The organism is Pseudonocardia oceanicola (assembly GCF_047200735.1).
Lineage (GTDB): Bacteria > Actinomycetota > Actinomycetes > Mycobacteriales > Pseudonocardiaceae > Pseudonocardia.
The window spans coordinates 56,598-68,520 of the sequence record NZ_JBJZON010000028.1; the positions used below are offsets into that span (position 1 = coordinate 56,598).

An 11,923-nucleotide genomic window follows, 5' to 3' on the forward strand; every position below is an offset into this window, starting at 1 on the left:
CGGCCCGGCTCGCGCGCGTGTCGGTCGGTAGGCTTCCCCGACCGTGAGCACCTCTGCACCGCGCCGGGACTTCCCGGTGGTCGGGATGGTCGGCGGGGGCCAGCTGGCCCGGATGACGCACCAGGCCGCGATCGGGCTGGGCCAGTCGCTGCGGGTCCTGGCGGTCAAGCCGGACGAGCCCGCGCCGATGGTCGCCCCGGACGTCGTCCCCGGCGGCGCGGACGATCTGGGCGCCCTCGAGGCGCTCGCCGTCGGCTGCGACGCCGTGACCTTCGACCACGAGGGCGTGCCGCAGGAGCACCTGCGCGCGCTCGTCGCGAAGGGGGTGTCGGTGCGCCCGCATCCCGACGCTCTGCTGCACGCCCAGGACAAGCTCGTGATGCGCCGCCGGCTGTCCGCGATGGGGCTGCCGGTGCCCGCCTTCGCCGAGATCACCGCCCCGGAGCAGGTCGACGCGTTCGCCGCCGAGCACGGTTGGCCGGTCGTCCTCAAGGCCGCCCGCGGCGGCTACGACGGCCGCGGCGTCTGGTTCCTCCGCGAGGCCGACCCGGCGCTGGTGCGCGAGCTGCTGGCCGCGGGCACCCCGCTGCTGGTCGAGCAGGCGGTCGCGATGCGCCGCGAGCTGGCCGTCCAGGTCGCGCGGTCGCCGTTCGGGCAGGCCGCGGCGTGGCCCGTCGTCGAGACGGTGCAGGAGGCGGGCCAGTGCGTCGAGGTCCTGGCCCCCGCGCCCGGCCTGTCCGAGGAGTGCGCGATCGAGGCCCAGTCGCTCGCCCTGCGGATCGCGCAGGAGCTCGACGTGACCGGACTGCTCGCCGTCGAGCTGTTCGAGACGGGCACGGGGCTCGTGATCAACGAGCTGGCGATGCGCCCGCACAACTCCGGGCACTGGACGATCGAGGGCGCCCGGACCTCCCAGTTCGAGCAGCACCTGCGCGCGGTGCTCGACTACCCGCTCGGCACGACCACGATGACCGCGCCGGTCGTCGTCATGGCCAACGTGCTGGGAGCCGACGCGACGCCGGGGATGAGCGTCGACGAGCGCGTGCACCACCTCTTCGCGCGGTTCCCCGACGTCAAGGTGCACCTCTACGGCAAGGGCGAGCGACCGCTGCGCAAGGTCGGGCACGTGAACGTGCTCGGCGCCGACCTCGCGGAAGCCCGGCGCAAGGCCGTGCTCGCGGCGCACTGGCTCGCCACCGCGCAGTGGGACGACGGCTGGTCGGTGCACGAGGGGACGTCCGCGGAGGTCCCGACCGGGACGGGAGCACGGGTGTGAGCGCACGCGTCGGTGTGATCATGGGCAGCGACTCGGACTGGCCGGTGATGGAGGCCGCCGGCGCCGCCCTCGCCGAGTTCGGCGTGGGGTACGAGGTCGGCGTGTACTCCGCGCACCGCACCCCGCAGCGGATGCTCGACTACGCCCGGGAGGCGGCCGGCCGCGGCATCCAGGTGATCGTCGCCGGGGCCGGCGGTGCCGCCCACCTGCCCGGCATGGTGGCCGCCGCGACGCCGCTCCCGGTGATCGGCGTGCCGGTGCCGCTCAAGGTGCTGGACGGGCTGGACTCGCTGCTGTCCATCGTGCAGATGCCGGCCGGCGTGCCGGTCGCGACCGTCGCCGTGGGCAACGCGCGTAACGCCGGCCTGCTCGCCGTGCGCATCCTCGCCGCCGCCGATCCCGCGCTGCGGGAGCGGATGGAGGGCTTCCAGGCCTCGCTCGAGGAGATGGTGCTGGAGAAGGACGCGGCGCTGCGCACCACCGCGCTCGGCGAGCGCGCATGAGCACCGCGCTCGGGGAGCGCGCCTGGACAGGGCGATCGACCTGACGAGATCCTGATCACACCTCGAATCCCGTGGCGCGCGGCAGCCGGCCGGTCGTACTGTGGCGGTACACGAGAAGGGAGGTGGTCCGGCGTTGATGAGCTACAGGACTCGTGAGGTGGCTGTCCGCTAGCACCATTCAGGACGTCTTCCTGACGGCCAGTGGAAGCCGGTAGGTGCCGGCGAATCCCAGGCGGTCACCAGTGGTCCCCGGGCCCGAGCCCAGTCCAGCTCGGCGTGCGCGTCCCGCCTCCGGCGGGGTGCGGCCCGGGGATCACTCATGTCCGGGTCCGGTCGGGGCCCGCGGCGTCCTGCGGGCCGTGCGCGGCGGCGTCGGCGACGAGCTCGCGGAGCACCTGCTCGTCGACCTTCCCGAGCGAGGTGAACCGCACGCAGGACTTCCCGATCGACGCCCCCGGCAGCCGGTCGGCGTAGGTCTCGGCCAGGTACCGGCCGTCGAGGTACTCGTCGGGGCTCATCTCGCTCACCGGGCGATCGTGGCGTACCCGCCCGGGCGGGGCCTCGGCCGTCCGGCTCCCCAACCCGGTCGGGCTCAGCTCGTGCGGCGCTCCAGCGAGCGGGCCGCGCGCTCCAGCCGCCGCGCCACCTCCTCCAGGTCCGGCGCCTGCTCCAGCGGCAGCATGCCGGCGACCTTGCGGAAGTGCGCCCGGCAGGCCTCGGCGCCGGCGGCCGTGCCGCCGCCGGCCAGCCAGCGGCGCAACGCCTGGTTGTGCGCCGCCACGACCGCGGCCCCGGTCACCGCCGCCCGCAGGTCCCCGTCCTCGACCTCGGCGAGCCGGGCGGCGAGCTCCTTGGTGAAGAGCCGCCGATAGCGGTGCACCATCGCCGCCTCGCGGTCGCGCAGCGCAGGCACCTCGTGGACCAGCGTGAACCGCTTCCGGGCGGTCTCGGGATCGGACAGGTAGAGGTCGAACACCGTCTCCCCGGCGCGCAGGACGACCGACAGCAGTGGCTCGGTGGGGTGCGCCGTGGCGAAGACCTCGGCGATCCGCGCCAGTCCGCGCTCGTGGTCGGGGGACACCGCGTCCTCCTTGCCCCGGAAGTACCGGAAGAAGGTCCGCCGGCCGACGCCGGCGGCCGCCGCGATGTCGTCGACCGTCGTGTCGTCGTAGCCCCGCTCGGTGAACAGGTCCACCGCCGCCGTGACCAGCTCACGGCGCACCTCCGCGCGTCCCTCGGCCGAGCGGCCGCGGCGCGGGGTGATGTTCGACATGGCACGGAGGGTAGCAGCGGCGTTGTCGAGTGGCACGGAGTGCCGTTAGAGTGGGGTCACCGGACACACCGACGTGGGAGAACGATGCTGAACGCCGACTTCGACGCCTACCGGCTGAGCGAGGAGCACGAGGCGCTCCGCGACGCCGTGCGCGCACTCGCCGAGAAGGAGATCGCGCCGCACGCCGCGGAGGTGGACGAGCAGGCGCGCTTCCCTCACGAGGCCAGGGACGCGCTGGTCAAGGCCGGTTTTCAGGCCGTGCACATCCCGGAGGAGTACGGCGGGCAGGGGGCCGACGAGCTGGCCGCCTGCATCGTGATCGAGGAGGTCGCGCGGGTCTGCGCCTCGTCGTCGCTCATCCCGGCGGTCAACGGCCTGGGTTCTGTCCCGATCCTGCTCTCGGCCTCCGAGGAGCTGAAGCAGCAGGTCCTGCCGTCGATCGCGTCGGGCGAGGCGATGATCAGCTACGCGCTGTCGGAGCGCGAGGCGGGGTCCGACGCGGCCTCGATGAAGACCCGCGCCCGCCGCGACGGGGACGACTGGGTCCTCAACGGCACCAAGTGCTGGATCACCAACGCGGGCGAGTCGACCTGGTACACGGTCATGGCTGTGACCGACCCGGAGAAGAAGGCCAACGGCATCTCCGCCTTCGTCGTCCACTCCGACGACCCGGGCTTCGAGGTGGGCCCGAAGGAGCGCAAGCTCGGCATCGCCGGCTCGCCCACCCGGGAGATCTACTTCACCGACTGCCGCATCCCGGGCGACCGGCTGATCGGCGCGGAGGGCACCGGCTTCAAGACCGCCCTCGCCACGCTCGACCACACCCGCCCCACGATCGGCGCACAGGCCGTCGGCATCGCGCAGGGGGCGCTCGACCAGGCGATCGCCTACATCAAGGAGCGCAAGCAGTTCGGCAAGGCGATCGCGGACTTCCAGGGCATCCAGTTCATGGTCGCCGACATGGCGATGAAGGTGGAGGCCGCGCGACAGCTCGTCTACGTCGCGACCTCCCGCGCCGAGCGCGGCGAGAAGAACCTCGGCTTCATCTCCTCGGCGGCGAAGTGCCTCGCCTCCGACACCGCGATGCAGGTGACCGTCGACGCCGTGCAGCTCCTCGGCGGCGCCGGCTTCACCAGGGACTTCCCCGTCGAGCGGATGATGCGCGACGCCAAGATCACTCAGATCTACGAGGGCACCAACCAGGTGCAGCGCATGGTGATGGCACGCTCCCTCCTCCGCTGAGCGTTCGCGTCATGGAACCATGATGCGCACAATTGACGTTCGTCAGCGCATTATGGAACCCTGATGCTCAGGATCCGACATTCTGAGCGCGTTATGGTTCCATAGTGCGTGGGATTCGACGTTCTGAGTGCGTCAGGTTCCGTATCGCGTCAGAGGATGAAGCGGAAGAGGGGGGAGTCGGGCGGGATCCGCTCGATCCGTGGGGGAGCCGTCTCCATCCGGGCGAGCAGCGGCTCGAGATCGGCGGGGTCGCCGAGTTCGATCCCGACGAGTGCGGGGCCGGTCTCGCGGTTGCTGCGCTTGACGTACTCGAAGAGCGTGATGTCGTCGTCGGGCCCGAGGATGTCGTCGAGGAAGCGCCGGAGCGCCCCCGGCTCCTGCGGGAACTCCACGAGGAAGTAGTGCTTGCGGCCCTCCCACACGAGGGCGCGTTCGACGATGTCGGCGTAGCGGCTGACGTCGTTGTTGCCGCCGGAGAGCAGGCACACCGTCGTCGAGTCGCGCGGGATGTCCAGCTGCCCCAGCGCGGCGGGCGCGAGCGCGCCCGCGGGCTCGGCGATGATCCCGTCGGTCTGGTAGAGCGCGAGCATCTCGACGCAGATCCGGCCCTCGTCGACGGCCTCGACCGCGATCGACGCGTCCTGCACGATCGGGAAGGTGGTGTCGCCGACCCGGCGCACCGCGGCGCCGTCGACGAACGGCTCGACCTCGGCGAGGGTGGTCGGCTCGCCCTTCGCGAGGGCCGCCGCCATGCTGGCCGCCCCGGCGGGCTCGACCCCGATGATCCGGACCTCCGGGTGGCGTTCGCGCAGGTAGGCCACGGTGCCGGCGAGCAGTCCGCCGCCGCCGACCGGCACGATGATCTGGTCCGGCGGGTCCGCCAGCTGGCTCAGCACCTCGCGGGCGACCGTGCCCTGCCCGGCAACGGTGCGCGGGTCGTCGAAGGCCGGGACGAGGGTGGCGCCCGTCTGGGCCGCGTCGGCCGCGGCCGCCGCGGCGGCGTCGTCGTAGGTGTTGCCCACGACCACGACCTCCACGACCTTCCCGCCCAGCCGGGCGACCCGGTCCCGCTTCTGTCGGGGAGTGGTGCGGGGCAGGTAGACCCGGGCGGCGACGTGCAGCCGCGCGCAGGCGAAGGCGACGCCCTGGGCGTGGTTCCCGGCGCTCGCGCACACCACGCCGCGCGCGCGCTCCTCCGGCGCCAGCTGCGCGATGAGGTTGTAGGCCCCCCGGATCTTGTACGAGCGGACCGGCTGCAGGTCCTCGCGCTTGAGCCACACCTCACCGCCGACGGCGTCGGACAGCCGCGCCGAGATCTGCAGCGGGCTCGGCCCGATCACCGCGCGCAGCCGCCCCGCCGCACCGTCGACGTCGGAGGCGGTCACGCTCTGCGCGGGGGCGGTGGTCATCACCCCACCGTAGCCAGCCCACCGGCGCCGCTTCCCCCGAGCCCGGGGCCGCGGAGGGCGATGATCGACGTCCGGGACCGTCGGCGGCCGGCTATGGCCGCGGAGGGTCCGGAACGACGATCATGGTGGCCGCGCTCCCCGGGCGGACCGATGTCAGAGGCGGGTGGTGCAGTTCTCCGTCTCGTACTTGCGCTCCAGCCGGCCGCCATCGGCGTTCGCGACCTGGACCAGGGACGCGCCGGCCGAGAGGACGGCGAGCAGGCCGTCGACCAGGTCCTCACGCGTCGACCAGTCCCCGGTGGCGAGCACCCGGTCCGCCGCCGAGAGGCCGAGGTCGGCCGCGCGCGACGCCGCACGGGCGGCGACGTCCGCGGCCGGGATGCCGTCGAGGGCCGGGGCGTCGGCGGGCACCGGCTCCCACGGCACGAACTCGTCGCCGTGCAGCCGTACCTCGCTCGCGAAGTCGAGCACCCCGGCGGGCAGGCCCTCGATCCCGCGGCCGAAGGCGTCGAGGGACAGGGCGACCACCCCGTCGGCGGGGCCGGCGGCGAGTGCGAGGTCGAGCCGGCCCGCGTCGCACAGCACGAGGTCGGCGCCGGCGGGCTCGCCGACCACCTCGGCCCCGCACGACCACACCGCGAGCAGCACCGACGCCGTCTGCCAGTGGGCCGGAAGCAGCACCGCGACCGTGCCGGACGGCTCGAGGTCGCACTCGTCGCGCAGCAGGTTGGCCGCCTTGGCGACCCAGTTCGCGGTGGTGACCGCGGAGAGCTCGATGCGCTCGCCCGTGGCGTCGTCGTAGAAGGTGATCAGCGGTCGCGCGGGGGCGGTGGCGAGGATCGGGTCGAGCAGGGTGGCGGTCAGCGACACGGACGTCCTCTCCGCGTGGGAACTAGTCGATGCACGGTACGCCGCCCGCGTTGACCTCGGACGTCGGCGTGGGGCCCGGGGTCGCGGAGCCCCCGGTCCCCGTCGCGACGGGTGCGGTGGCCGCGGCGGACTGCGCGAAGTCGGTCCCGAGCAGCACCTGGACGTGTCCGGACCGCACGCCGTCGGTCTGCTCGACGCCGATCCCGCCCAGCTGTGCGGCCACGGCCTGCGCGGCCTCGTCGCCGTCGGCCCCGGCGTAGCGGACGACGGAGGTCGTGCGGCTCGGCGCGTTCTCCACCGCACCGCGCTGGTAGCCCGCCCCGCCGAGCCGGTCGGCCACCTGGGCGGCGAGGCCGGTGCCGCCGGACCCGTTGCCGACGTCGACGGTGACGGACGCCGGGTCCACCGTGGGCGCGGCCGGCGCCCCGGTCGGCTCGGGTTCCTCGTCCTTCGGCGCGGTCCGTTGCTCGATGAACTCCTGGACCTGTGCGGGATCGACCAGCACGACGTCGCCCCGTTCGTTGCTGGCCCCGCCCAGGGTGGGGACCGTGACGAAGTCGATGGCGCCGGCCGCGATGTCCGAGGCCTGCCGGGCGAACCCGAGCAGGTCCCAGCCCGAGTCGATGACCAGCGACTTCTCGGCGACGTCCAGGAGCGCGGAGAGCGTGCCGCCGTGGGTGAGGGTGCCGGTGGAGAGGATCTTGTCGGCGACGGCGGCGAGGAACACCTGCTGCCGGCGGATCCGGGACAGGTCGCCCTCCGGCAGGCCGTGCCGCTGCCGGACGAAGGCCAGCGCGTCCGCCCCCGAGATCGTCTGCGGCCCGGCCGGGAAGCGGGCGCCGGAGAACTCGTCGTCCACCGGCGCGGTGAGGCAGACGTCGACGCCGCCGATAGCCTGGGTCAGGTTGTAGAAGCCGAGCAGGTTGATCTCGGCGTAGTGGTCGATCGTCAGGCCGGTGAGGTTCTGGACCGTCTCGATCAGGGTCGTGCGGCCGGTGGCCGACGACTGCTGGTCGGCCTCCGTCTGCGGGACGCCGGACCGCACGAGTTCCTCGGCGGCGAGCGCCTTCGTGGCCGGGTAGGCGGCGTTGATCTTGTCCTTGCGGTAGCCGGGGATGTCGACGTAGCTGTCCCGCGGGATCGAGAAGGCGGTCGCGCTGCCGCCGTCGGCCGGGATGTGCAGCACGATGATCGTGTCGGAGTTGAGGACGCCGGACTCGGCGCCGCTGCGCAGCGTCCGGAGGACGTCGTCGGGCAGCGGGTTGCCCTGCGCGTCCGTGCGGCTGTCCACCCCGACGAGCAGGATGTTCTGGCCGCCGCCGGAGGAGCCGCCGGTGATGACGTTGGTCGTGGTCAGGCCCGCGGTGAGGTCGCGGTAGAGGCCCCACGCCGTGCCGGTGACCGCCACGACCAGTGCGGACAGCACGCACACCGTGATCCGGGCGCGGCGGACGAGCAGGCCGGCGGGGCGAGCGGGCGGTGGCCCGGTGGGCGGTCGCGGGCGCGCCGGCGGCGGGGTGCGCGGAGACCTCCGGGTGGGCGGACGGGTCGGGGCGGCGCCCCGCGCGACGTCCCGGGCGGTCCGGCCCGGCGGCTCGACGACGGTCCGGCGGACGGGTCGGCGCGGTTCGGTGCGGTCCGACGCGGGGCGACCGGCCGTGCCGGAGCGGGTGGTCGCCGTGCCGGAGCGGGTGGTCGCCGTGCCGGATCGGGTGGTCGCCGTGCCCGAGCCGGGGGTCTCGCGGCCCGAGCGGGTGCGGCCGCCCTCCCGGCTCGCGGCGCCGGACCGCTCCCGGGAGCTCGCGGCGCCGGACCGCTCCCGGGCGGCCGACCGGTCACCGGAGCCGCTGTCACGGGCCGGGGAGCCACCGGATCCGGGGCGCCCGGCGGACCCCGCCCGGCCCGACGCGGAGCCGTCGCGGCCGGCCGACCCACGGCTCTCGCCGGCGGAGGCGTCCGACCGCCCCGCCGAGCCGGTCGCGCGGGCCCGCGGGGGGCGGTCGGGGCCGCCGGCGGCCAGGCTGCCGCCCTCGCCGAACAGCGCGGAGGCACCGGCCCGGCGCTCGCGCCGCGGCCCGCCCGAGGAGGAGCGGCCACCGGACGTCGGGTCCACTCCACCTCCTCGTTCGTTCCGGACAGCGGGCCCGGATGCCGCGGCCGTCACCCGGCCGCCCCATAGGGTGCAGCATCCGCGGAGATGATCGCGGCGCGTCGCCCGGCGTGTCGGCGGACGGAGATCACCGTTGGGCGATTGTCCACCTCGGAGGGTGATCATTCTGGTTCGCCGCGTGATCATCCCGGTGATCGGCCGCTCCGTCCTGCCGGAGCACCGGCGGAGTGAGACCATTCACACCTCCACGTCGCGAGGGGCCCGCAATGACCGCACAGCCCGGCGAGGCCGCCCGGGCCGACGCCGTCCACCGCATCCCCGTACCGCCGCCGGAGGGCCCGCTCACGGCCGAGGGCCGGGCACTGCTGGACCAGCACCGGGCCCGGGAGGCGGTCGAGCCGCTGCGCCGCGCCGTCGCCGCTCGCGAGCCGGGCTCGGCCGACCTGCTGGTCCGCGCCTACCTGGACAGCGGCAGCTGGACGGCGGCCATCGAGTTCCTCGCACCGCTGCTGGAGCAGGGGCGCCTGGAGTTCGCCGGCCGGCTGGGCGTCGCGTTCGCGGAGCTGGGGGACCACTCGCGCGCCGAGCAGGTGCTGCGTCTCGCGGTGGCCCAGCGCGAGCTCCCGGCAGCCAACGACCTCGCCCTGCTGCTGCGCGACGGCGGCCGCTTCGCCGAGGCCGTCCGGGTCCTCACCGACGCCGCCGAGGCGGGTGACCGGCAGGCCCCCGACAACCTCGTCGCGCTGCACCTCGAGGCGGAGGACCTCGCCGCCGCGACCGAGGCCGCCGAGCGGTACGTCGACGAGCGGCGACCGGACACCCTCGTCGCGCTGGCGGACGTCCGGGCGGCGCAGGGCCGGGACGACGAGGCCGAGGCCCTCTACCGCCGCGCCGGGGAGCTCGGCGCCGTCCGTGCCCACACCGCCCACGCGGCGTTCCTCGTCGCCCGGGACGACCTCGACGGGGCCGAGCGCGAGTACCGCGAGGCCGAGCGGCACAACGAACCGGGCTGGGCCTGGACCATCGGCCGATTCCTGCTGGACACCGGCCGTCCCGAGGCGGCGCGCTGGTACCTCGAGATGGCGGTGACGTGGGGCGACCGCGCCGCCGCCGAGGCCCTCGCCGAACTCGACGGCGAGGATCCCGCCGACGACTGACCCGCGCACGGGCGCGCAGCGCGGCGGTCCCGGCACCGGTGGCGCGTGCAGGGCCGTTAGGGTGAGCCGCCATGGAGCCGGCGGTCCGCACGTACGGGGACGATCTCGCGGTCGTGACCGTCACGTACTCACCGGGCGACACGCTCGACGCGTTCCTCGACTCGCTCAAGGCCGCGACCGCGCGGCCGACCCGGGTGGTGCTGGCGGACAACGGGTCCGTCGACGGTGCCCCCGAGCGGGCGGCCGAGCGCGACGGCGTGGAGCTGCTGCGGATCGGGGAGAACGTCGGCTACGGCACGGCCGCCAACCGGGCCGTCGCGGGGCTGGGGCCCGAGGTGGGCTGGGTCGTCGTCGCCAACCCGGACCTGGTCTGGGGCGACGGCGCGATCGACACGCTCCTGGAGGCCGCCGCCCGCTGGCCCCGTGCCGGCGCGCTCGGCCCGCTGATCCGCGAGCCGGACGGGGCGGTCTACCCGTCGGCGCGGTTGCTGCCCTCGCTCGGCCACGGTGCCGGGCACGCGGTCCTGGGGCGGGTCTGGCCCGGTAACCCGTGGACCCGGACGTACCGCCAGGCCGCCACGGCGATCGGCGAGCGCACCGCGGGGTGGCTCTCCGGCTCGTGCCTCCTGGTGCGGCGCACGGCCTTCGACTCGGTGGACGGGTTCGACCCGCGCTACTTCATGTACTTCGAGGACGTCGACCTCGGCGACCGGCTCGGCCGGGCCGGCTGGCTCAACGTCTATGTCCCGACCGCCGAGGTGGTGCACACGGGCGGGGTGTCCACCTCGCGGCCGGAGGTGTCCGCGCGGATGCTGGCCGAGCACCACCGCAGCGCCCACCGCTACCTGGCGGACCGGCACCCGGGCGTCCGGTACGCCCCGGTCCGTGCCGCCGTGCGGGCGGGGCTGGCGGTCCGGGCGCGCGCAACGCGCGGGCGCACGTAGGCGTCACACCGAGGAGACCGGAGTCCGGCCCGGGGGGACCGGCCGGCTGACGAGAGGACCGTTCGTGCTGGACGACGTCGAGGCCGTCGTGCTCGTGGGGGGCAAGGGCACGCGTCTGCGCCCCCTCACCCTGTCGGCCCCGAAGCCGATGCTCCCCACGGCGGGCGTGCCGTTCCTGGCACACCTGCTCTCCCGGATCCGCGCCGCCGGCGTACGGCGCGTGGTGCTCGGCACCTCCTATCTCGCGGAGACGTTCGAGGAGCACTTCGGCAACGGGGAGTCGCTCGACCTCGAGCTCACCTACGTCGTGGAGGACCAGCCGCTGGGCACCGGCGGCGGGATCGCGAACGTCGCCGAGCACCTGACGACGGAGACCGTCATGGTCTTCAACGGCGACGTGTTGTGCGGCACCGACCTCACCGCCGTCGTCGACACCCACCGGCGGACCGACGCCGACGTCACCCTGCACCTGGTCCGCGTCCAGGATCCGCGCGCCTACGGGTGTGTGCCCACCGACGGCGCCGGGCGCGTGCTGGCGTTCCTGGAGAAGACCGAGGACCCGCCGACGGACCAGATCAACGCCGGCTGCTACGTCTTCCGCCGCTCGGTGATCGAGGACATCCCGCGGGGCCGGGTGGTGTCGGTGGAGCGCGAGACCTTCCCCGGCCTGCTCGAGGCGGGCGCGCGGGTGAGCGGGCACGTCGACAACGCCTACTGGCGCGACATGGGCACTCCCGCCGACCTGGTGCACGGCTCCGCCGACCTGGTCCGCGGCGTGGCGCCTTCGGCGGCGTTGCCCGGCCCCGCCGGCGAGTCGATCGTGCTGCCCGGGGCCACCGTGGCGGCGGACGCCTTCGTCTTCGGCGGCACCACGGTCGGGCGGGACGCGGTGATCGGTGCGGGCGCGAAGGTCGAGGGCTGCATGGTCTTCGACGGCGCGGTGATCGAGCCGCACGCGGTCGTGGAGAGCTCCGTGGTCGGGGCCGGCGCCCGGGTCGAGGCGGGTGCGCACGTGCGCGACGCGGTGATCGGCGACCGCGCGGTCGTCGGCGCGCACTGCGAGCTCAAGGGCGGCGTCCGGGTGTGGCCCGACGTGCAGCTGCCGCCGCACGGGGTCCGGTTCTCGGCCGACGTCTGAC

General features: G+C 74.7%; 11 protein-coding genes. 6 read left to right on the plus strand and 5 right to left on the minus strand.

The window, feature by feature from the left end:
• Positions 1-43: 43 nt before the first annotated feature.
• Entirely contained in the window at positions 44-1,276 is a 1,233-nt protein-coding gene (locus ACL02T_RS29140) for a 5-(carboxyamino)imidazole ribonucleotide synthase (RefSeq protein ID WP_412834000.1), read from the plus strand.
• Positions 1,273-1,779 (plus strand): 5-(carboxyamino)imidazole ribonucleotide mutase, encoded by a 507-nt coding sequence (gene purE / locus ACL02T_RS29145; protein WP_412834001.1) that lies wholly within the window; start codon positions 1,273-1,275, stop codon positions 1,777-1,779. The genes ACL02T_RS29140 and purE overlap by 4 nt, the downstream gene beginning before the upstream one ends.
• A 317-nt stretch (positions 1,780-2,096) precedes the next feature.
• Here purE and ACL02T_RS29150 read toward each other — a convergent pair whose 3' ends face one another.
• The gene (locus ACL02T_RS29150) at positions 2,097-2,306 is read right to left on the minus strand and encodes a hypothetical protein (protein WP_412834002.1); all 210 of its coding nucleotides are present in this window, start codon (positions 2,304-2,306) and stop codon (positions 2,097-2,099) included.
• Positions 2,307-2,371: 65 nt separating this feature from the next.
• Complete coding sequence (locus ACL02T_RS29155) at positions 2,372-3,052, minus strand: TetR family transcriptional regulator (protein ID WP_412834003.1); 681 nt, start codon at positions 3,050-3,052, stop codon at positions 2,372-2,374.
• Between the two features lie 84 nt (positions 3,053-3,136).
• On the opposite strand from ACL02T_RS29155, the gene ACL02T_RS29160 reads away from it, so the two are divergent.
• Positions 3,137-4,294 carry an acyl-CoA dehydrogenase gene (locus ACL02T_RS29160; protein ID WP_412834004.1) on the plus strand — a complete coding sequence of 386 codons (1,158 nt, stop codon included), beginning with the start codon at positions 3,137-3,139 and terminating at the stop codon, positions 4,292-4,294.
• A 149-nt stretch (positions 4,295-4,443) separates the two neighbouring features.
• Here ACL02T_RS29160 and ilvA read toward each other — a convergent pair whose 3' ends face one another.
• The 3 genes from ilvA to ACL02T_RS29175 all read right to left on the minus strand — a co-directional run bounded on the left by ilvA (position 4,444) and on the right by ACL02T_RS29175 (position 8,686).
• On the minus strand, positions 4,444-5,703 hold the full coding sequence (gene ilvA / locus ACL02T_RS29165) for a threonine ammonia-lyase IlvA (protein ID WP_412834005.1): 1,260 nt from the start codon (positions 5,701-5,703) through the stop codon (positions 4,444-4,446).
• A 153-nt stretch (positions 5,704-5,856) separates the two neighbouring features.
• Positions 5,857-6,573: a TIGR03089 family protein gene (locus tag ACL02T_RS29170; protein ID WP_412834006.1), complete on the minus strand. Its 717-nt coding sequence runs from the start codon at positions 6,571-6,573 to the stop codon at positions 5,857-5,859.
• Positions 6,574-6,595: 22 nt separating this feature from the next.
• Positions 6,596-8,686, minus strand: a complete 2,091-nt coding sequence (locus ACL02T_RS29175; protein WP_412834007.1) for an LCP family protein — start codon at positions 8,684-8,686, stop codon at positions 6,596-6,598.
• 263 nt (positions 8,687-8,949) lie between these two features.
• Between ACL02T_RS29175 and ACL02T_RS29180 the strand changes: the two genes are divergently transcribed.
• The 3 genes from ACL02T_RS29180 (at position 8,950) to manB (ending at position 11,922) form a co-directional block, all read left to right on the plus strand.
• Positions 8,950-9,840, plus strand: a complete 891-nt coding sequence (locus tag ACL02T_RS29180) for a tetratricopeptide repeat protein (protein ID WP_412834008.1) — start codon at positions 8,950-8,952, stop codon at positions 9,838-9,840.
• A 71-nt stretch (positions 9,841-9,911) separates the two neighbouring features.
• A complete protein-coding gene (locus ACL02T_RS29185; RefSeq protein ID WP_412834009.1) occupies positions 9,912-10,784 on the plus strand; it encodes a glycosyltransferase family 2 protein in 873 nt (290 codons plus the stop codon).
• Positions 10,785-10,851: 67 nt separating this feature from the next.
• Positions 10,852-11,922, plus strand: a complete 1,071-nt coding sequence (manB, locus tag ACL02T_RS29190; protein WP_412834027.1) for a mannose-1-phosphate guanylyltransferase — start codon at positions 10,852-10,854, stop codon at positions 11,920-11,922.
• The last annotated feature ends 1 nt before the right edge of the window (position 11,923 follow it).